Origin of the sequence: Streptomyces scopuliridis (genome assembly GCF_042790125.1) — a bacterium.
In the GTDB taxonomy this organism is placed as follows: domain Bacteria; phylum Actinomycetota; class Actinomycetes; order Streptomycetales; family Streptomycetaceae; genus Streptomyces; species Streptomyces scopuliridis_A.
The window spans coordinates 306,220-327,506 of sequence record NZ_JBHTZS010000007.1; the positions used below are offsets into that span (position 1 = coordinate 306,220).

The window sequence follows — 21,287 nt, forward strand, 5'->3', positions numbered from 1 at the left end:
CCCCCGACACCCGAGCTTGAAGGCCCGGTGCCACGGCGCTACGTGATCGTTTCCCAGTCGGAGGCATACACCTCAGTAAGCGCTTGCTGCCAGAACCTATGGGCCAGAGCAGGAAGCGTCAACGGCCAGCGCGACATCGATGGAAGCGCTTCACAAACTTCTGCGCGAAGCATTGACGAAACATTGGGGCCGCCCCTAGCTTCATCGCGTCGTACTTCGTACGTCATATATGAGACACGAGATGTGGAAGAGCGCCCATGGCCTTCGCCCCGAGTCCGATCCCCTCCCGCACCCAGTACGTTCTGGAAGCGATCAAACACGGCATCCTCACCGGCGGCCTCAGCCCCGGTCAGCCGCTGGTCGAGACCGAACTGGCCGCGCGATTCGGGGTGTCGAAGACTCCGGTGCGGGAAGCGCTGAAGACCCTGGCGGGCACCGGCCTCGTCGTGATGAGCCAGTTCAAGGGCGTCACCGTCCGTACGGTCGACGCGGCCATGGCCCACGAGGTCTATGACGTACGGCTGTTGCTGGAGCCGGAGGCGCTCCGGCGCTCGCTGGCCCGCCGCGCCTCGCTGGAGCCCGCCCGGGAAGCCCTGGTGAAGGCCGACGAAGCGGCGGACCGGGCCGAACGTTCCCTCGCCAACCGGGAGTTCCACCGGGCGCTGTACCTCCCCTGCGGCAATCCGCTGCTGGCCAGGATGCTCGACGAGGTACGGGACCAGGCGGCCCTTGTCTCGACCGTCGCCTGGGCGGCCGTCCCGTCCTGGGAGCAGGAGGCCGGAGAGCACCGGGAGATCCTGCGGCTCGCGCTCGCCGGTGACGCCGAGGGCGCCGCCCAGGCCCTGCACGGCCACATCGCCTCTTTCGTACAGCGAGCGTTCCCCGAGGGAGACCACGCATGACGACCACCCCTGATCTCGACGCGTCGCGGGACGCGCTCGCCGATGTCGTGGCGATCCCCGTCACGCCGTTCGGCGACGACGACACGCTCGACCTCACCGCCCATCGCGCCCTGTTGCGCCGGCTGCTCGACGGCGGCGTTCGTACCCTCACACCGAACGGCAACACCGGTGAGTACTACGCGCTCAGCCCCGACGAGCGCCGCGTGGTCACCGAGCTGACCATCGAGGAGGCGGCGGGCCGGGCCTCGGTGCTGGTCGGTATCGGGCTCGACCTGCCGACGGCCGTGGCCGCCGCGGCGCATGCCCGTGCGGCCGGGGCCGGGATGGTGATGGTGCATCAGCCCGTACATCCCTATGTCTCGCAGGCCGGCTGGATCGACTACCACCGCGCCATCGCGGAGGCGGTGCCCGAGCTGGGCGTCGTCCCGTACATCCGCAATCCGCAGCTGAGCGGGGCGAGCCTCGCGACGCTCGGGGAGCTGTGCCCCAATGTCATCGGGGCGAAGTACGCCGTGCCGGACGCGGCGCGTTTCGCGGCGTTCGCGCGGGACGCGGGTCTGGAGCGGTTCGTCTGGGTCGCGGGGCTCGCCGAGCTGTACGCCCCCTCGTACTTCGCGGGCGGAGCCACCGGCTTCACCTCGGGCCTCGTCAATGTCGCCCCGGCCGTCTCGCTGGGGATGCTGGAGGCGCTGCGGGCCGGGGACTACGCCGCCGCCATGAAGGTGTGGGAGCAGATCAGGCCGTTCGAGGAGCTGCGGGCCGCGCGGCAGTCCGCCGACAACGTGACGGTGGTCAAGGAGGCGCTGGCCGCCCTCGGCCTGTGCCGGCGCGACATCCGCCCGCCGAGCCGCGCCCTGCCCGAGGAGCGGCGCGCCGAGGTCGCCGCGATGGTGGCGGGGTGGCCGATATGACCGTACGGAGAGAGGATCCGGCCGCACGGCCGCCGGACGAGACGGTACCGCCCCCGGACGGGACCGTAAGCCCGGACGGGGCCGCGGAGCCCGGCGGCCCGACCGTACGCCCCGAGGATCTGCGCAGTCACCGCTGGTACGGCGGCGGCGACGGCTCGACCGGCCTGCGCGCCTTCAGCCACCGCGCCCGCACCCGCCAGCTCGGTTATCTCCCCGAGGAACACCTGGGCAAGCCGGTCATCGCGATCCTCAACACCTGGTCCGACATCAACCCCTGCCATGTCCATCTGCGCGAGCGCGCGCAGGCGGTGAAGCGCGGGGTGTGGCAAGCCGGCGGATTCCCGCTGGAGTTCCCGGTGTCGACGCTCTCCGAGACGTTCCAGAAGCCCACGCCCATGCTCTACCGCAATCTGCTGGCGATGGAGACGGAGGAGCTGCTGCGCTCCTATCCGGTGGACGGCGCGGTGCTGATGGGCGGCTGCGACAAGTCGACACCGGCGCTGCTGATGGGCGCCGCGACCGTGGACCTGCCGGCCGTCTTCGTGCCCGCCGGGCCCATGCTGCCGGGGCACTGGCGTAATGAAGTGCTCGGCTCGGGCACGGACATGTGGAAGTACTGGGACGACAAGCGGGCCGGGCTGATCGGCGACGCCGAGCTGGCCGAGCTGGAGAACGGTCTGGCCAGGTCGCCCGGCCACTGCATGACGATGGGCACCGCCTCCACGCTCACCGCCGCCGCCGAGGCGCTGGGCGTCACGATGCCCGGGGCCTCCTCGATCCCGGCCGTGGACTCCGGACACGACCGGATGGCCGCCGCCTCCGGCCGGCGCGTGGTGGAGCTGGTACGCCACGATCTGCGGCTCTCGAAGATCCTGACCCGGGAGGCGTACGAGGACGCGGTGGCCACCGTCCTCGCGCTGGGCGGCTCGACGAACGCGGTGATCCATCTGATCGCGATGGCGGGACGCTCGGGGATCCGGCTCACCCTCGACGACTTCGACAGGACCGCGCGTACGGTGCCGGTGCTGGCGAACCTCCGTCCCGGCGGCCGGTATCTGATGGAGGACTTCCACTTCGCCGGCGGACTGCCCGCGTTCCTGGGGCAGTTGACGGACGTACTGCACCTGGACCGGCCGACCGTCGCGCACCCCACCCTGCGGGAGCAGCTCGACGGCGCGCTCGTCCACGATCCGGAGGTGATCCGGCCGCGCGGGAACCCCCTCGCGGCGGAGGGCGGGGTGGCGGTGCTGCGTGGCAATCTCTGTCCCGACGGCGCGGTCATCAAGCACATCGCAGCCGAACCGCGTCTGCTCGAACACACCGGTCCCGCCATGGTCTTCGACGACTACCGGACGATGCAGCGGACCATCAACGACCCGCAGCTCGGCATCACGCCCGATCATGTGCTGGTGCTGCGCAACGCGGGCCCCCGGGGCGGACCCGGCATGCCGGAGTACGGGATGCTGCCGATCCCGGACTATCTGCTCAAGCAGGGGGTGCGGGACATGGTCCGGATCTCCGACGCCCGGATGAGCGGCACGAGTTACGGCGCGTGCGTGCTGCACATCGCGCCCGAGTCCTATGTCGGCGGGCCGCTCGCGCTCGTACGCACCGGCGACACCATCACCCTCGATGTCAAGGCCCGCAGCCTCCATCTCCACCTGTCCGACGAGGAGTTGGAGCGGCGCCGCGGCGAGTGGACACCGCCGCCCGAGCGCTACCAGCGCGGCTACGGCGCCCTCTACGACGAACAGATCACCCAGGCCGACACCGGCTGCGACTTCGCCTTCCTGGCGAGGCCCGGCGAGGTGCCCGACCCGTACGTGGGCTGAGAGGACGGTCGGACGACCGCCTCCCCCCTCGTCCATCCCCACTCTCATGCGCCGGGATCCACCGGTCCGGCCTAGCGAACACCATCTGCGAAGCGCTTCACCAAAGGAACGGAGAAGCAGTCATGGCCTCAGCTGTGGCGCAGGATTCACCAGGGGCTCCGCCGCCCCGAACGCCCGGGAAGAAGCCGGGGCGCCGTACGGGAGCCACACCACGCCGTCTCCCGTATCTGCTGATCGCCCCCGCCGGACTGCTGATGGTCGGCTTCATCGCCTACCCCATGCTCAGCGTCTTCTACTACAGCCTCCAGAACTACAACGTCACCAAGCCCTGGCGGAACGGCTTCGCCGGCCTCGACAACTTCCGGCGGATCTTCACCGACGACCCGCTGTTCTGGGACAGCCTGGTCTTCAGCGGCAAGTGGGTCGTCACGGAGGTCACGCTCCAACTGGCCCTGGGGCTGGTGCTGGCGCTGCTCGTCAACCAGACCTTCGTGGGCCGTGCGGCGGCCCGCGCCCTGGTCTTCTCGCCCTGGGCCGTCTCCGGCGTGCTGACGACCACCATCTGGCTGCTGCTCTACAACCCGTCCACGGGCGTCGGCCGCTATCTCGCGGACGCGGGCATCGGCGAGTACGGCTCGTCCGTGCTCTCCGACACCGGCACCGTGTTCTGGGCCGCCGTACTGGCCGAACTCTGGCGCGGTGTGCCGTTCTTCGCGATCCTCATCCTCGCCGATCTCCAGTCCATCCCCGGCGATCTGTACGAGGCGGCCTCGGTCGACGGGGCGAACAGGTTCCGGCAGTTCTTCCACATCACACTCCCCCACCTCAGGGACGCGATCATCCTCTCCACACTGCTCCGGGCCGTGTGGGAGTTCAACAACGTCGATCTGCTGCTGACCCTCACCGAGGGCGGTCCGGCCGGTGTCACCACCACACTGCCGCTGTATGTGGCCGTCACCGGCTTCGAGGCACACGACTTCGGCTACGCGACCGCGCTGACGACCGTCGCCTTCGCGATCCTCCTCTTCTGCTCGATCCTCTATCTCCGCCTGAGCAAGTTCGGAGGCGACCACAAGTGACCGCTGTCATTACCGAGAAGGGGCTGCCCGCCGCGCCCGCGGACGGCGGCCGGAAGTCCCCGCCCCCGCGGCGGAAGCGGCGCGGGCGGCGTGACCGGGCCTTCGACGAGGTCCCCCGGTGGCAGATCTATCTGCCGCTCGGCCTCTATCTGCTCTTCACACTCGTCCCCTTCTACTGGATGCTGCTCTTCTCGCTGCGGCCCGCCGGCTCCACCTCGCTGGTGCCGTGGCCGGTCACCTTCGACCACTTCGAGAAGGTCTGGAACGAGCGCAGTTTCTCGGTCTTCTTCCAGAACAGCGCGCTGATCGGGGTCTTCACCCTGATCTGTACGACGGGGGTCGCGCTGGCCGGCGGCTATGCCCTGGCACGCTTCGACTTCCGTATCAAGCAGGGCTTCATGCTGGCGCTGCTGTGCTCGCAGTTCATCCCGGGCGCGCTGATGCTGGTCCCGCTCTTCCAGATCTTCAAGAACCTCTCCCTGATCAACTCCCCGCTGAGCGTGGTGATCGCGGAGACGGTCTTCCAGCTGCCGCTGTCGATCATTCTGATCAGCGGCTTCATCAAGAACGTGCCGTACTCCCTGGAGGAGGCGGCCTGGGTGGACGGCTGCTCACGGTTCCAGGCGTTCCGTATCGTCGTCCTGCCCATGCTGCGGCCCGGTCTGATCGCCGTCGGCTCCTTCGCCTTCGTCCACAGCTGGAACCACTTCCTGTTCGCCCTGATGTTCCTGATGGACCAGGACAAGCAGACGATCCCGGTCGGCCTGTCCACCCTCATCGGGGCGGACAGTGTGGACTTCGGGGCACTCGCCGCCGGCGGTGTGATCTCCGCGGTGCCGGTCGTCATCGTCTTCGCGTTCATCCAGAAGTGGCTGATCACCGGCTTCAGCGCGGGGGCGGTGAAGGGATGAGCCTCCCCGTCGTGCTGGCAGGGGCGCGTGGTCACGGCCGTACGCATCTGCGCAACATCCGCCGTCTCGAACAGACCGGTCTGGTACGGCTCGTGGGCGTCTGCGAGCTGGAGCCGCTGAGCCCGCGAGAGCTGGCCCACGCCGGTTACGGCGCTCCCGGGCCCGCGCAGTCCGCCGACTTCGGCGCGCTGCTGGAGCGTACCGGCGCGCGGATCGCGGTCATCTGCACGCCCATCCACACCCACACGGATCTGGCCCTCACGGCCGCGGCCCGCGGTGTGCACACGCTGCTGGAGAAGCCGACCACACCGTCGTACGCGGAGTACGAACGGCTGCTGGCCGGTCTCGCGGAGACGGGCACGGTCTGCCAGGTCGGCTTCCAGTCGCTCGGCTCCCACGCGATCGGCGCGATACGGGAGCTGGTCGCGGACGGCGCGATCGGACCGCTGCGCGGGATCGGCGCCGCCGGGCCGTGGGTACGCGACGAGGCGTACTTCCGGCGGGTCCCCTGGGCCGGGCACCGCACCCTGAACGGGCGTGACGTCGTGGACGGAGTGCTCACCAACCCGCTCGCGCACGCGGTGGCGACCGCACTGCGCATCGACGGCAGCGATCTGGCCGAGGACCTGGCGGAGTCGGAGCTCGAACAGTACCGGGCGCATGACATCGAGGCCGACGACACCAGCTGTCTGCGGCTGAGAACAGCGAAGGGGACCCGGATCACGGTCGCCGTCACACTGTGCGCGGAGCGGAACGCGGAGCCGTACGTCCTGGTCCACGGGACGCGGGGCCGGATCACCTTCTGGTACAAGCAGGACCGGGTGCTGGTGGAGCGTATGGGCGTGGGCCCGGTGGAGACCGGCCACGGGCGTACCGACCTGCTGGAGAACCTGGTCGCGCATCTGCGCGACGGCAGCGCTCTGCTCGTACCGCCCCGCCGTACGGGCGCCTTCATGCGGATCGTCGAGGCCATCAGGACCGGTCCTGAGCCGGAGCCGCTGCCCGCCGCCGCCTGGTACGGCGCGCCGGGCGAGAAGGCACCGCGCCGGATCGTCAAGGGCATCGACGGGCTGATCGAGGAGAGCGCGGAATCCCTCGCCACCTTCTCCGAACTGGGCGCGGCCTGGGCCGTGCCCCCGGCGCGGGTGCTTCCCCGGTGAGCGGGGCGCGGCTCTCGCGGGCCGAAGAGGTGACGGTGCTGCGCTGTGACGCCGGTCCCGTGGCCGACTACGCGCACCGGCCGCGGCTGCCCGGAACGCTGTCGCCGCGACCGTATCTGCATCCGGTACGGACCCTCGGCGGTGTCACGGTCACGGAGCTGGCACCCGCCGACCATCCGCACCACCTGGGCGTCTCCATGGCGGTGCCGGACGTCGCCGGTGCCAACTTCTGGGGCGGGCGCACGTACGTACGCGACCAGGGCCCCGTATGGCTGGCCAACCATGGCGCGCAGCGGCACACGGGCTGGCTGCTGCGGGACCCCGACGGCTTCGTCGAGGAGCTGTGCTGGACACACGGCGACCGCCGGCTGCTCACGGAGCGCCGTACGGTCAGCGCCCTCGCCCTCTCCGGCGACGCGTGGGTCCTCGACTTCACCTCGTCGCTGACCAATGTGTCGGGCGGGGAGCTGTCGATCGGCAGCCCGGCCACCAACGGCCGTACGGGCGCGGGGTACGGGGGATTCTTCTGGCGTGCGCCCAGGGGGGACGCGGCGGGCCCGGCGCCCGACGTCTTCACCGGGGACGCGTCGGGCGAGCGCGCGGTGCACGGGAGCACCGCGCCCTGGCTGGCGCTGGCGGGCCGGGACTGGACCCTGATCTTCGCCGGGGCGAACCGGGAGACCCGCGACGACCCGTGGTTCGTCCGCACCACTGAGTATCCGGGGGTCGGCTCCGCGCTGGCCTGGCGGCAGCGGCTGCCGCTGCCCGCGGGCGGAAGCGTCTCGCGGCGCGTGGTGACGGTCGTCGCGGACGGCCGGCTGGACCGCGCCGCCGCGGCGGTGCTCATCCGTCAGGCGGTGGCGGCGTGAGTACGGACAGGACAGGACCACGCCTCTGCCGAACCATCCGACGGGCACGGACGGCTGGGCACCGCACCGACGAATTCAGCAGAGAACCAACCGAGAGAGAAAAGAGCCGACCATGAGGATCTCCACGGCATACAGAGGGCGGGCGGTCGCGGCCGTCTCCCTGACGGCGGTACTCGCCCTCACGGCGACCGCCTGCGGTGACGACGGAAGCGGCGGGAGCGGCAGCGAGGGTTCCGGGAAGGGCGAGATCACCCTCTGGGACAACAACACGGGTGAGCGCCGGGAGATCTGGGCGCAGATCATCAAGGATTTCGAGAAGGAAAACCCGGACATCAAGGTCAAGTACGTCGGTCTCCCCATCGACCAGGTCCAGGCGAAGTACGACACCGCGATCGAAGGCGGCGGGCTGCCGGACGTCGGCGGCGTCGGTACCGCCTATCTCTCCAACCTGGTGGTACGGGACGTGCTGGAGCCGGTCGGCGACCGTATCGACGCGGGCCCGCTCAAGGGCAAGCTCGTGCCGGCGCTGGTGGACAGCGTCAAGGCGGCGGGCGGCCGGGGGGACACCATGTACTCGGTGCCGACCTCCACCAACAACGGCACGCTGTGGTACCGCACCGATCTGTTCTCGGCGGCCGGTGTCGAGCCGCCCACCACCTGGGAGAAGTTCTACGCGGCGGCGGAGAAACTCACCAACGGCGGGAAGAACCAGTTCGGTTACACCATCCGAGGGGGCGCGGGTTCCATCGCCCCGGCGATGGACGCGATGTACGGACAGTCCGGCATCACCTCGTTCTGGAACGGCGACAGGACGACCGTCAACGATCCGAAGAACGTGGCGGCGCTGGAGAAGTATGTCGCCCTGTACAAGAAGGTGACGCCGTCGGCCGACGTCAACAATGACTTCATCAAGATGGTCGCCCAGTGGGACAACGGCACCATCGGCATGCTGACCCACAACCTCGCCTCGTACCAGGACCATGTGAAGGCGCTGGGCAAGGACAAGTTCAAGGGCCTCCCCTACCCGGCGCGGGAGGACGGCTCGCGCGTCCAGGTCTCCAACCCGGTGGACGGTCTGGGCCTGTTCAAGAACAGCCAGAACAAGGCGGCGGCCTGGAAGCTCATCGAATTCGCCGCCTCCCACACGTCGAACAGCGCGTGGAACGCGTCGGCGGGGTCGATTCCGGCGAACACCGACGCCGCCAACGACGCCTGGATCCAGGAGGCGGAGCCGACCGCGACCGCGATGAAGGCGCTCAGCGACGGCTCGACGAAGATCGTCAATCTGCCGTACTACCTGCCCGACTGGAACACCATCAGCAAGTCCGGAAACGAGCCGAACTTCCAGAAGGTGCTGCTCGGTGACATGACCGCCAAGGAGTTCGCGGACAAGGTGGCCAAGGAGCTCAACGACGCCCAGGCGGAGTGGAACGAGCAGAACAAGAGCTGACGGGACGAGGCCGGCGGCGCTCCCCGGGACACGGACGCCGCCGGCTCATCCTTTCCGAGTGGCGCTGAAGAGCGCTGAGGAGCACTGAGGAGCACTGAGGAGCATCATGCGTACAGCGAGATGTCATGCACTCATCACTACCGCGGCACTGGCCCTGACCGCCCTGGCGGCACCCGCGCAGGCGAAGCCGCCCACCACCGAACGGGCCGTCCTCGCCCCGGACGACGGCTGGGCCTCCGCCGACGGCGGCACCACCGGAGGCAGCGCCGCCGATCCCGCGCATGTCTACACCGTCACCACCTGGGCCGAGTTCAGGAAGGCGCTGGCCGATGCGGCCGGCAGCCCGTCGGTCATCCGGGTCAAAGGCACCCTGGACGCGCTCAGCGACCCCCAGGGAACCCCCCTCACCTGCGACGACTACGCGGCCGACGGCTACTCCTTCGCCGCGTACCTCGCCGCGTACGATCCGGCGGTCTGGGGTCGCGAGACCCCGGTCAGCGGCGAGCAGGAGGACCTGCGCGCCGCCTCCGCCAGGAACCAGGACGCGCAGATCAAGGCGTACGTCCCGGCCGACACGACCATCGTCGGTGTGGGCCGGGACGCCCGTATCCTCGGCGGCAGCCTCCAGGTGAAGGATGTCGACAACGTCATCATCCGCAACCTCACCTTCGAGGACACCTTCGACTGCTTCCCGCAGTGGGACCCGACGGACACCGAGCTGGGCAACTGGAACTCCGAGTACGACAACCTGGTGCTGTACGGCGCCACGCATGTGTGGGTGGATCACAACACCTTCACCGACGGCCGCCGCCCCGACAGTGAACAGCCTTACTACTACGGGCGGTTGTACCAGCAGCACGACGGGGAGCTGGACATCGTCCGGGGCGCCGATCTGGTCACCGTCTCCTGGAACGTCTTCACCGACCACGACAAGACCATGCTGATCGGCAACAGCGACAGCGCGGGAGCCACCGACCGCGGCAAGCTGCGGGTCACCCTGCACCACAACCAGTTCAAGAACCTCGTCGAGCGGGCACCCCGGGTGCGCTTCGGCCAGGTCGACACCTACAACAACCACTACGTCGTCCAGCGGTCGGGCTACGGGTACTCCTTCGGCATCGGCATCGAGTCCCAGCTGGTCGCGGAGAAGAACGCGTTCACGATGCCGGCGGGGGTGAGCGCCGGGCGGATCCTGAAGAAGTGGAAGGACGCGCCGGTCACCACCGCGGACAACCACGTCAACGGCACGTACGTCGATCTGCTCGCCGTCCACAACGCGGAGTTCCCCGAGGAGACACTGCGCCCGGACGCGGGCTGGACGCCGACGCTCCGCACCAGGGTCGACGACCCGCGCGCGGTCCCGCACCTGGTCGACGGCGCGGCGGGCGCCGGAAGGCTCCGCTGACCGAACGCTTTGGGGGGCGGGCGCTAGGGGGCGGGCATCGTTCCCACGACAACGGTGGCACAGAGCTCATCGGAGCGCGCCACGCGTGGGATCAGCCCGCTCCCGGCGACCGTCTCGACCGCGCCCGCCGCCTGGCGCTCGCTCGTCTCGACCAGCAGGCTGCCGCCCGGGGCCAGCCAGCGCGGCGCCTCCGCCGCCACCCGCCGCAGCACGTCGAGCCCGTCCGCACCGCCGTCGAGCGCCACCCGCGCCTCATGGATCCGGGCCTCCGGGGGCAGCAGTCCGACCTTCCCGGTGGGGACGTACGGCACATTGGCGAGCAGCACGTCCACACGGCCCCGCAGGGCGGCGGGCAGCGGGCCGTACAGATCGCCCTCGTACACCCGGCCGCCGGCGGCGACGACATTGCGCCGGGCGCAGCGCACCGCGGCCGGGTCGATATCGGCGGCGTGCAGTTCGGCCCGGTCCAGGATCCCGGCCAGCGCCGTGCCCAGCGCGCCCGAGCCGCAGCACAGATCGACCACCACGGCTCCGGGACCGGCGAGTGCGGTGGCGGTGGCGGCGACGGCGGCCTGCCGTACGAGGAACTCGGTACGGCGGCGGGGTACGAAGACCCCGGGGTCCACGGCGATCCGCAGCCCGCAGAACTCCGCCCAGCCGAGGACGTGTTCAAGGGGCAGACCGCCGACGCGCCGGTCGGCCATGGCGGTGAGATCGTCCGGCGTCGCCGCCGCGGAGATGAGCAGCCGCGCCTCGTCCTCGGCGAAGACACAGCCGGCGGCGCGGAGCCTGGTGACGATGACGGACTCGGCGGAAGAATCCGCGGAGGAGGACGACGGGGAAGAAGACGACGGGGAAGGAGCCGGCGAAGGAGCTGACATGAGAGCAAGGAGCCTTTCGGAATGCCGATGGGCACTCCCGGCGGTCAGCTATGCCTGCGGGACCGCGCGGCCGTGAGAAGGGAGCACCCGACCTGATACAGCGGTGATGGGTCTCGCCTCCTTCGGTAGACACGTCCACAGCTCGCACTGCGCTGGTCACCCTACCCGAGCCGGACCCGGGGCGCGGGCGGCATGCGTGACGGCCCGTCCCGAGGGACAGGCCGGGGCTTTCCCGGAGGCTTCCTGAGCGGTCTCTTAGCGGCCCCTTAAGCGGAGCATAAGGATCGCCGTCGCCCTCTCCCAGCAGCCGATTCCGCGGTTCCGGGCGGCTAGTTTGCTGATCGCTGGGGCGGTACGGCGACGGGGAGGTCACCTGCCGCTCCGGCTGTTCCCCCCTCCCCGCTGCCGCCGCTCCGAAGGAGAACCAGTCCATGACCGTTCGACGTACGGCCACCGGGATCGTCGTCCTCGGCCTCACTCCGCTCGCGCTGGCCGGGCTCGCCGCCGGGCCGGCCGCCGCCCATGGCTCGATGACCGATCCGGTCAGCCGGGTCGCCGCGTGTTTCGCCGAGGGGCCGGAGAGTCCGCGGTCGGCGGCGTGCAAGGCGGCGGTCGCGGCCGGCGGAACGCAGGCGCTCTACGACTGGAACGAGGTCAATATCGCCAACGCCGCGGGGAACCACCGGCAGTTGATCCCGGACGGCAAGCTGTGCGGCGCGGGCAAGGACAAGTACAAGGGGCTCGATCTGGCGCGCGGCGACTGGCCGTCGTCCGAGCTGGCGCCGGGCAACCGCACCTTCCGCTACAAGGCGACCGCACCGCACCGCGGCTCCTTCGAGCTGTATGTCACCAAGGACGGCTACGACCCCGCCACGCCGCTGAAGTGGTCCGACCTGGAGGAGAAGCCCTTCCTCAAGGTCACCGACCCGAAGCTGGAGAACGGCGCCTATGTCTTCGACGGCGTCGTCCCGAACAAGTCGGGCCGTCATCTGATCTACTCCATCTGGCAGCGCTCGGACAGCCCCGAGGCCTTCTACACTTGCTCCGACGTGGTCTTCGGGCAGGACAACGGCGGCGCGGGCGGCGCCGCGCCCGCCGCCTCCGCGCCCACCGACGAGAAGATCGCGGACGGTACGGAGAAGTCCACCGTCGAGCACAACGGCCACGGCGACCTCGGCACGGACGCGACGAAGGCCACCGAGAAGGAGACCCCGGAGACCGCGGACACCCCGGAGACCCCGGAGAAGCAGCCGGACACCCCTGCCGACGCCGACGCCTACCCCGACGCCAACTCCCCCGAGGCGAAGAGCGCCGACGGTCAGGACACCCTCGCCGAGACCGGCGGCGACAGCAGCACGTCCTATCTCGCGATCGGTGGCTCGGCGGCGCTCGCCATCGGCGCCGCGGTGACCTTCGCAACCGCTCGCCGCAGGGCCGTATCGGCCGGGCGCCACAGCCGCTGACCGTTTGCTTCGATCATCTGTTGTTCACCCCCTCCCGTGTGCCTGGCGCGAGCGGCGGGCGACGGAGTCCAGGCCGACGGCGATGAGCAGGACCGCGCCGGTGATCATGAACCTGTAGGAGGAGTCGAGGTTCAGCAGTGTGAGACCGCTGGAGATCGACTGGATGACCAGGACTCCGAGCAGAGCGGCGAAGGCCGAGCCGCGGCCGCCGAACAGGCTGGTCCCGCCGATCACGGCCGCGGCGATGGCGTTGAGGTTGACGTCGCCGGTACCGGTGCTCTGGTTCGCCGCGGCCAGTCTCGACGCGGCCAGAATGCCGCCGACGGCGGCCAGGCCGGAACACATGACGAACGCCGAGGCGTACACCCGCCGCACGTTGACACCGGCCCTGCGGGCCGCCTCGGCGTTGCCGCCGACCGCGTAGATCGATCGTCCGAACGGGGTGCGGGTGAGCACCTGGTTCATCACCAGCACGAGTGCGACGAAGACCACGAACATCCAGGCGACGCCGCGGGTGCGGTTCAGGTAGAAGACCGCGAGCAGCAGACCGGCCAGCAGCAGAAGCGACCGCATGAGAAGCCACTGCGGCGACGAGGACGACAGCCCGGCGCGGCGGCGGGCTCGGGCACCCACCCATCCGGTGGCCAGGAACCCGCCCGCGGCCGCCACCGCCAGTACGTATGCCATCCACTCGGGGACGAACCACAGCTGTGCGAACTTCACCAGGGTCGAGTCGTAGGGCAGGTTGATCGCGTTCTGACCCCGCAGCAGCCACAGCTGTACGCCGAGGAAGGCCAGCAGCCCTCCCAGGGTGACCACGAAGCTGGGCACGCCGAAGCGGTTGAGTACCAGGCCGTAGAGCCATCCGATCAGGCAGCCGGCGGCCACGGCCGCGAGGACCGCCAGCCACGCCGGCTGCTCGTTCTTGACCATGACGACGGCCGTGACCGCGGCCGACACGCCGCTCACCGATCCGACGGAGAGGTCGATCTGGCCGACCAGCAGGACGCACACGATCCCCAGCGCGAGGACACCCACCGGGACCATGTCGAAGGACAGGTTCACCAGATTGGTGCTGGACAGGAAGGTCGGATTGAGCAACTGGAAGATCGTCCAGATCACCACGATGCCGCCGACGACCGGCAGCATGCCCAGGTCTCCGTCCCGAACGCGGCGGATCATGGCGCGGATGCTGTCGGTGATGCCTCGCGGCGTCACGAGACGCTCGTCCTGCGGGTCGGTGGCCGTTGCCACTGAGGTGTCAAGGGATGTCACAGCTCTGCTCCCCCGGAGACGGCATGTCGCTACTGGATGCCCAGGCGCCGGCAGTCGGCGGCGTACCGCGAGCCGCACACCGCCTCGGCCTTGAGCACTCCGTCGGGACCGAAGATGACCTCCTTGAGGTTCTTCTGTGTCACGACGGTCGGCTTGAACAGCCGCGACGGGGTGTCGAACAGCTCGGTGTCCGCCGTGGGTTCCTTGCCTTGCGTCAGCTGGTGGACGGCGTCCGCGGCCGCCTCGGCGACGATCCTGATCGGCTTGGAGATGGTGTTGTACTGATCCCCCGCGATAACGCGCTGGATCGCCGCCACCTCCGCGTCGTTGCCGGTGACAGGCGGGACTTTTCTGTCCGCGGCCTTGAACGCCGCGATCGCTCCCCCGCCAGTACCGTCGTTGGCCGCCACCACACCGGCGATCTCGCCGCGGTACTGGGCGATTTGCCCGCTCACCCACTGCTGGGCCTTCTCCGGCGCCCAATCCGGCGTGTCGTACTCGGCGAGCAGGTCGAACCCGCTGTCGTCGACGGCGTTGTGGATCCCCTTCTTGATCAGTCCGGCGGCGGCGTCGGTGGGAGACCCGTTGACCTGGAGCACACCGCCCTTGGCCCTGGTCTCCTTCAGGTGATCGACCAGCGACTGGGCGATGGACTCGCCGATCGCCTCGTTGTCGAACGACACATAGAAGTCCGCGGGCTTGTCAGGGATGGGACGGTCGTAGGCGACCACCTTGACGCCCTGGGACTGCGCCGTCTGCACGATCGTGGCCGCCGCGGCGGAGTCCACCGGGTCGATCACGATGGCCTTGGCACCCTGGGCGATCGCGGAATTCGCCTGCTGCTGCTGAAGCGACGCGTCACTGTCGGCGTTCTGGTAGATCACCCCGCAGTCCGGGCACAGCTTGGCCATACGCTTCTTGAACAGCGGAGCGTCGTACTGCTCGTAGCGGGTGGAGGCGAGGTCGGGCATGAGGAATGCGACCTTGCCCGGCTTTCCGTCCCCCTTGGAGGTCCCGGCGCCCGGTTCCTCAGCGCATGCGGTGAGTGCGCCCAAGGCGAGGATGCCGGTGAGAGCACCACTGGCCAGTCTCCTCATGTTCCACTCCTCGATCCGGGACCGTATAGCTGCCGGTCGGCTCACCATGACGTAACGCACAAGAAACTCGCGGTCCTTGCAGGTGTCACCTACCGGTCGTCGCGCATGGGCAAACGTCCCGCCGCCAAGAACGGCCTTGGCAGCGGGACGGACCACGGCGGCGCGCGTCAGCCGATCACCGAGGCGCAGGTGGTCGGGGTGGCACGGGCGGGGTCGAGCGCGTTGTTCACCTCGTGGAAGGCGATCCTGTCGAGCGTCCCGATCGCCACATGCTCGGAGAAGTCGACCGGACACAGATCCTGGAGCAGCACATTGCGTACGCCGGCGCCGGTCAGGAACTGTGAGCGGTACGGGGTGACCACCTCGTCGTACCGCGTGGCTATTACGGTGTACCGCACCCCGGGGACGGTGTCGCCGCCCGCGTTGAGCTTGGTGAGGAAGGGCGACCCGGCCATCTGGTCGGCGAGTGCCGGGGTCTTCTCGTTCAGCAGGTCCTCCGCTCCCGGGAAGTACTTCAGCAGTCCGGTCAGCCCCAGCAGCGTGGTGCCGCGGTTGGACGGCGCGAGGCCGACCAGGGCGTTCACCTTCGCCGCCCCGCCGAGGAACTTCAGGTAGTAGCGCGGCATCATGCCGCCCTGGGAGTGTCCGACGACATCGACCTTCGCGGCGCCGGTGGCCGCGAGGACCTTGTCGACATGGGTGGCGAGCTGCCCGGCCGAGGCGTCTATGGGACCGAGGCCGTAGAAGAACGGGACGCCGGGGAGCTGCCCGTAGTCGAGGGAGAAGACGCAGTATCCGCGTTTCACCAGATACGGGGCGAGGCCGAGCCAGTTGTCGACGGCGTTCCCGAGGGTGCCGTGGACGAGGACGACGGGACGGGGATGGGCGGCCGAGGGCTTGCAGGAGTAGTCGTTCCAGCCGCTGCTCGGCGCGGCGGAGGTGCTCGTGGAGGTGCTCGTGGAGGTGCTCGTGGAGGTGCTCGTGGAGGTGGGGGGCGCGGCAACCGCGGGGGTGGCCATGACCGTTACGGCCAGCAGCAGCGCGGTCAGTGGTCCGAGCGCGCGTTTCCAGGGCAGCATCGGGCGATCTCCTTGCGGCTCAAGGGAATGGCGATGGCTGTCAGCCCTGTGGTCCGGACCACAACTCGGCTGTGCAGTTATCAAGTTACGCACGAGTAAGGCAAGGATGGGAAGTTACGCGTCGGTAAAACCCGGCTGAATGTGCCGCCCCACCGCCCCGCCCCGCCGCCCGGCCGCCCGCGCCGTCGCCCCGCCGCCCTGTTGCTCCGCCGCCCCGCCTACGCGGCCAGTGAACCCAGCACGATCATCCCCGCGCCGAACTTCGCCCGGATCAGGTCCGCCACCGCCTCGATCCGCCGGGCCCGGTCGTCCGCCGGGTCGAACGTCAGCTGGTGGGTGGCGTGTTCGGCCGGGACCAGCCCCTCGGCCCGTACCGAGAGAGCCCGTACCCGCGCCCGTTGCAGCCCGAGCGACTCATGGATCCGGTACGCGACGCCGGCGAGCGCCGCCGAGTGGGCGGTCGGCTCGGGCAGCGCGCGCGTACGGGTGGTCGTGGAGCGGTCCGCGTACCGCACGGTGAGGGTCAGCGAGCGGCACACCTGGTCCGTGCCGCGCATCCGGACGCCCAGCTCCTCGGTGATCGAGAGCAGCGCGCGCCGGTGCCGCTCCTGGTCCAGTTCATCGCGGGGGAAGGTCCGTTCGGCGGCGAGCGAGCGGGCGGCGGCGTTCGGGGCGACCCCCGTACGGTCCACGCCGTGGGCCTTCTCGTACAGTTCACGCCCCGTCCGCACCCCGGTGATCCGCTGGAGTGTCGACAGCGGCACGGCCGCGGTCTTCCCGATGGTGTCGAGTCCGTACGCGCGCAGCGCGCGGGCCGTCGCGGCGCCGACGCCGGGCAGTTCGCCGACCCGGCCGGGCTCCAGGAACCGCGCGATCGCGCGCTCGTCGTCCGCCACCACGAGCGTCGTGCCCGGCTCGGCCCGCCGCACGGCCATCCGGGCCAGCATCGGGGTGGGGGCCACCCCGATCGTGCAGCCGGTGCCGAGGTGGGCGAGCGCGCGGACCCGCAGTACGGAGGCGATCCCGGCGGCGTCCTGTCCGAAGTACCGTTCCGCACCGCGCACATCGACGAGCGCGGTGTCCGGCGGCAGCGCCTGGACGGCGGGGCTGATGTCCTCGATCAGCCCGACCAGCGCGGGCAGCGTCGCCTCGGACCCGCCGCCTCCCTGGAGTTCCGGGCCGGAGTGGAACCGTATACAGAGGATCATCCCGCGCTCCCCGGGCTGGAGTGCCACAGCTTCCGTCCGGTCGGCAGCCCTTCGCCGGGTGGCTTGAGGTCCGACCAGGGGTTCATCTCGTAGCCCGTGGGCAGCTGGATGCGCCGGCCGTCGTCCCCTGGAGGACCGCCGGACGGCGACGCCGTGGCCGCCGGTACCGCCGGCGCGTCCAGCGCGGCCGCGACCGCGTCCAGCCCGCCCTTCTCCCGCAGTTCCACCAGCTCCGCCAGGTTCCAGGCCGCCGCGCCCACCACGCTCAGGCTCCGCGGGCCGCGCCGCTGCACCACCCCGCGCACCAGCAGCAGCCAGGAGTGGAAGACGGTATGCGCGCACGCCTCGTGGCTGTCGTCGAAGAAGGCCAGATCGACCAGGCCCGTACCGTCGTCCAGCGTCGTGAAGATGACCCGCTTGCCGGAGCGGATGGGCGGCGTCTGGGTCGCCACCTTGGCGCCCGCGACCAGTACGGTCCGGCCGTGCGGCACCTCCCGCAGCCGCTTGGCCGACATCGCTCCCAGCTCCTTCAGGAACGCGTAGTGATCTCCCATCAGATGGCGGGAGGCGTCCATGCCGAGGACCCCGAGCTCGGCGCTGAGACGCTCCGCGTCGCCCAGGTCGGGCAGCCCGGCGGGGGCGGTCCGCCGCCCGCCCTCCAGCGGGAGCTGGTCTCCGTACGCGCCCGCCCTCCGCTGCGCTCCGTGCAGTTCGGACAGATGCAGCAGCAGATCGCGCCGGTTGGCGCCGAACCTGTCCAACGCGCCCACCTGCGCGAGCCGTTCGGCCACGGGCCGGGCCGGTCTGGCCCGCTGCCAGAAGTCCAGCAGCGAGGAGTACGGCTGTCCCGCCTCGATCCGGGCCGCCTCCGCCTCGCTGATGCCATGGACGTCGGAGAGCGCCAGCCGTACGCCCCAGACGCCGGCTCCGGACAAACCATCCCCAGACACCCCACCCTCAGACACCAGTTCGATTCTATGAGTGACCGTCGAACGGTTTACGTCCAACGGCAGCACCGGCACCCCCCGCCGCCGCGCGTCCGCGAGCAGCAGCCGCTTCGGATACATCCCCGGATCATGGGTGAGCAGCCCGGCGTAGAAGGCGGCCGGATGGTGCGCCTTGAGCCAGGCCGACTGATAGGTCGGTACGGCGAACGCGACGGCGTGCGCCTTGCAGAAGCCGTACGAGCCGAACGCCTCGATGATCTCCCAGGTCCGCGCGATGACCTCGGGCGGGTATCCCCTCCGCCGCGTCCGCTGCTCGAACCAGGCGCGGATCCCGGCCCCCGAGCCGGGGTCGGACAGCCCGCGCCGCACCTTGTCCGCCTCCTCCCGGCCGCAGCCGGTCATGATGTCCACCATCCGGATGATCTGCTCGTGGAAGACGACCACGCCATAGGTCTCCCGCAGCGGTTCCGCCAGGTCGGGATGGGGATAGCGGATGGGCGCGCGGCCGTGTCTGGCCTCGATGAACGGCCGCACCATATCGGCGGCCACCGGCCCCGGCCGGAAGAGCGAGATATCGACCACCAGATCGTGGAAGGTGGTGGGCTGGAGCCTGCCGACCAGATCGCGCTGGCCCGGCGACTCGATCTGGAAGCAGCCCAGGGTCTCGGCGGACTGGATCAGCCGGTAGGTCTCGGGGTCGCCCTCCGGCACCTGCTCCGGATCGTCGATGTCCAGCCGCGCGCCGGTGGCCCGTTCGATCTCCCCGACGGCGTGCGCCATCGCCGACTGCATCCGTACGCCCAGCACATCGAGTTTGAGCAGCCCCATCTCCTCGACGTCCTCCTTGTCGAACTGCGACATGGGGAAGTGCTCGCCGCTGGTCGGCACCACCGGGGTACGGCGCAGCAGCGAGGCGTCCGAGAGCAGCACTCCGCACGGGTGCATGGCGACCCCGCGCGGCAGCGCGTCCAGCGCCTCCACCAGCTCCCACAGCCGGCCGTACTTCGCCCCGTCCCGCCGCAGCTCCCCGGCCAGCTCCCGCAGTTCGGGCAGTTCCTCCATCGCGGCGCGGGCGTCCCTGGCCCGGATGTGCGGGAAGGACTTGGCGATCCGGTCGATCTCGGCCGGGTCCATGGAGAGGGCCGCGCCCACGTCCCGTACGGCATGACGCACCCGGTAGGTCTCGGGCATGGCGACGGCCGCGACCCGTTCCGGGCCGAAGCGGTCGAGGATCGCCCGGTAGACCTCCAGCCGGCGCGCGGACTCCACATCGATGTCGATGTCCGGGAGTCCGCGCCGGCGGGTGGAGAGGAAACGTTCCATCAGCAGTCCGTGCGCGACCGGGTCGGCATGGGCGATCCCCAGCAGATGGTTGACCAGGGAGCCCGCGCCGGAGCCGCGCGCGGCGACCCGGATGCCCATGTCCCGTACGTCGTCGACGACGCGGGCGACCGTGAGGAAGTAGGAGGCGAAGCCGAGCTCCTCGATCGTGCGCAGCTCGGCGTCCATCCTGGCCCAGTACGTCCGGTGGTCACGGCGCCGGTCGTAGCCGCGCAGCACCATCCCGGCGGCGCAGCGCGAGCGCAGCACCCGCCCGGCGGTCCGGCGGTCCGCGCCGACCAGTCGCGGTTCGGGGAAGTGGACGGTGCCGAGGCCGAGATCGTCCACGGGGTCGACCAGACAGCCGGCGGCGGTCTCCTCGGTCAGGGCGAGCAGCCGGTGGGCGGTGTCGCGGCGGAATCCGGCGGCCTCGGCGACCAGCTCGGCGGTCCGTGCCATCCTCGCCGGATCCTTGAGCCAGCGCTCCCCGCTGTCCAGCCCCTTGCGCGGGTCGATGGGGACCAGCCGGCGGGCCGCGTCGAGGACATCGGCGACCGGGCCCTGCCCGGCGTCGGCGTAGCGCACGGCGTTGCTGAGCACCGCGCGCACGCCCTGCTCGGTGGCGAAGCCGAGGGTACGGGCGGCGTGCCGCAGCGAGCCGGGGCCCGTACCCGTACGCCCGTGGTGCACGACCTCCAGCCGGAGCGCGTCGCCGTAGATCTCCCGCCAGGGCGCGAGCAGCCGGGCGGCCCGGTCGGGGCGGCCCGCCGCGAGGGCGCGGCCGGTCTCGGAGTCGGGCCCGAGCAGCACGGTGAGGCCCGAGCCGAAATTGTCCCGCCAGGGCAGCAGCGGACCGCCGCCGCCGTCCGAAGCGTGCCCGCCACCCGAGAGGTGCCCGCCGCCCGAGGCGTGCGCGGTGTCCGCCGAGGCGTGCGCGGTGGAGATGAGCCGGCACAGCTCCGCCCACCCCCGCGCGCCGTCGCGGGCGAGGAAGACCGCGCGGGGCGCGGACTCGTCGATGAAGGCGCCGCCGCGCACGGGCGTACGCCTGCGCCCGGCCGGGCCCGCCTCGCGCGCCCGCTCGCCCACCGCCAGCTCCACCCCGAAGAGCGGCCGTATCCCCTCCGCGGCGCATGCCCTGGCGAAGCGGACCGCGCCCGCGAGGGTGTCGCGGTCGGTCAGGGCGAGGGCGTCCATGCCCCGCTCTGCGGCGCGCGCGGCCAGCCGCTCCGGGTGGGAGGCCCCGTACCGCGGGGAGTACCCGGAGACGGTGTGCAGATGCGTGAAGCCGGGCATCCGCACCTCCTGGATCAGTCCGTTCTCAGTCCGCTCTCACCTCCCCCGCCTCTCCACCATAGACCAAGTTTCGAACGTTCGTACGATACTGCCGCGAGGGCGGGGCCCCGGCCCCCTGATCCGCCGTGCGAGCCCTTCCCACCTGCGCCGATACCGGGGGCAACGGCGCCGCGACATGCCCGGAGGGGCCCGGTCCACCACA

The 21,287-nt window shown here is 70.5% G+C and carries 16 protein-coding genes; 10 read left to right on the forward strand and 6 right to left on the reverse strand.

Annotation, left to right across the window (positions count from 1 at the left end; all coding sequences use genetic code 11):
• Positions 1-257 precede the first annotated feature (257 nt).
• From ACFRKB_RS14365 to ACFRKB_RS14405, 9 genes are all read left to right on the forward strand, one after another.
• Positions 258-902, forward strand: a complete 645-nt coding sequence (locus ACFRKB_RS14365) for a GntR family transcriptional regulator (RefSeq protein WP_383105995.1) — start codon at positions 258-260, stop codon at positions 900-902.
• Positions 899-1,813 carry a dihydrodipicolinate synthase family protein gene (locus tag ACFRKB_RS14370; RefSeq protein ID WP_383105997.1) on the forward strand — a complete coding sequence of 305 codons (915 nt, stop codon included), beginning with the start codon at positions 899-901 and terminating at the stop codon, positions 1,811-1,813. The genes ACFRKB_RS14365 and ACFRKB_RS14370 overlap by 4 nt, the downstream gene beginning before the upstream one ends.
• Entirely contained in the window at positions 1,810-3,645 is a 1,836-nt protein-coding gene (gene araD / locus ACFRKB_RS14375; RefSeq protein WP_383105998.1) for an L-arabinonate dehydratase, read from the forward strand. Before ACFRKB_RS14370 ends, araD begins: the two co-directional genes overlap by 4 nt.
• Before the next feature lie 122 nt (positions 3,646-3,767).
• A complete protein-coding gene (locus ACFRKB_RS14380; RefSeq protein WP_383105999.1) occupies positions 3,768-4,724 on the forward strand; it encodes a carbohydrate ABC transporter permease in 957 nt (318 codons plus the stop codon).
• Between the two features lie 8 nt (positions 4,725-4,732).
• Positions 4,733-5,635, forward strand: coding sequence for a carbohydrate ABC transporter permease (locus ACFRKB_RS14385; RefSeq protein ID WP_383106052.1), 903 nt, complete (start codon positions 4,733-4,735; stop codon positions 5,633-5,635).
• On the forward strand, positions 5,632-6,795 hold the full coding sequence (locus ACFRKB_RS14390) for a Gfo/Idh/MocA family protein (RefSeq protein ID WP_383106000.1): 1,164 nt from the start codon (positions 5,632-5,634) through the stop codon (positions 6,793-6,795). Before ACFRKB_RS14385 ends, ACFRKB_RS14390 begins: the two co-directional genes overlap by 4 nt.
• Positions 6,792-7,664: a DUF6807 domain-containing protein gene (locus ACFRKB_RS14395; protein WP_383106002.1), complete on the forward strand. Its 873-nt coding sequence runs from the start codon at positions 6,792-6,794 to the stop codon at positions 7,662-7,664. Before ACFRKB_RS14390 ends, ACFRKB_RS14395 begins: the two co-directional genes overlap by 4 nt.
• A gap of 112 nt (positions 7,665-7,776) precedes the next feature.
• Positions 7,777-9,114: an ABC transporter substrate-binding protein gene (locus ACFRKB_RS14400; protein WP_383106003.1), complete on the forward strand. Its 1,338-nt coding sequence runs from the start codon at positions 7,777-7,779 to the stop codon at positions 9,112-9,114.
• A gap of 106 nt (positions 9,115-9,220) precedes the next feature.
• Positions 9,221-10,519, forward strand: coding sequence for a pectate lyase family protein (locus ACFRKB_RS14405; RefSeq protein WP_383106004.1), 1,299 nt, complete (start codon positions 9,221-9,223; stop codon positions 10,517-10,519).
• A gap of 23 nt (positions 10,520-10,542) precedes the next feature.
• Here the strand turns inward: ACFRKB_RS14405 and ACFRKB_RS14410 are convergent, their stop codons facing one another.
• Complete coding sequence (locus tag ACFRKB_RS14410) at positions 10,543-11,400, reverse strand: putative protein N(5)-glutamine methyltransferase (RefSeq protein ID WP_383106005.1); 858 nt, start codon at positions 11,398-11,400, stop codon at positions 10,543-10,545.
• A 431-nt stretch (positions 11,401-11,831) separates the two neighbouring features.
• On the opposite strand from ACFRKB_RS14410, the gene ACFRKB_RS14415 reads away from it, so the two are divergent.
• Entirely contained in the window at positions 11,832-12,863 is a 1,032-nt protein-coding gene (locus ACFRKB_RS14415) for a lytic polysaccharide monooxygenase (protein WP_383106007.1), read from the forward strand.
• A 24-nt stretch (positions 12,864-12,887) separates the two neighbouring features.
• Here ACFRKB_RS14415 and ACFRKB_RS14420 read toward each other — a convergent pair whose 3' ends face one another.
• The 5 genes from ACFRKB_RS14420 to ACFRKB_RS14440 form a co-directional block, all read right to left on the reverse strand.
• A complete protein-coding gene (locus ACFRKB_RS14420; RefSeq protein WP_383106008.1) occupies positions 12,888-14,138 on the reverse strand; it encodes a sugar ABC transporter permease in 1,251 nt (416 codons plus the stop codon).
• 29 nt (positions 14,139-14,167) lie between these two features.
• Positions 14,168-15,235 (reverse strand): ABC transporter substrate-binding protein, encoded by a 1,068-nt coding sequence (locus tag ACFRKB_RS14425; RefSeq protein WP_383106009.1) that lies wholly within the window; start codon positions 15,233-15,235, stop codon positions 14,168-14,170.
• A gap of 167 nt (positions 15,236-15,402) precedes the next feature.
• Positions 15,403-16,314 carry an esterase/lipase family protein gene (locus ACFRKB_RS14430; protein ID WP_383106011.1) on the reverse strand — a complete coding sequence of 304 codons (912 nt, stop codon included), beginning with the start codon at positions 16,312-16,314 and terminating at the stop codon, positions 15,403-15,405.
• Positions 16,315-16,532: 218 nt separating this feature from the next.
• A complete protein-coding gene (locus ACFRKB_RS14435) occupies positions 16,533-17,522 on the reverse strand; it encodes a DNA polymerase Y family protein (protein ID WP_383106012.1) in 990 nt (329 codons plus the stop codon).
• Positions 17,519-21,085, reverse strand: a complete 3,567-nt coding sequence (locus ACFRKB_RS14440; RefSeq protein ID WP_383106013.1) for a DNA polymerase III subunit alpha — start codon at positions 21,083-21,085, stop codon at positions 17,519-17,521. The genes ACFRKB_RS14435 and ACFRKB_RS14440 overlap by 4 nt, the downstream gene beginning before the upstream one ends.
• Positions 21,086-21,287 lie beyond the last annotated feature (202 nt).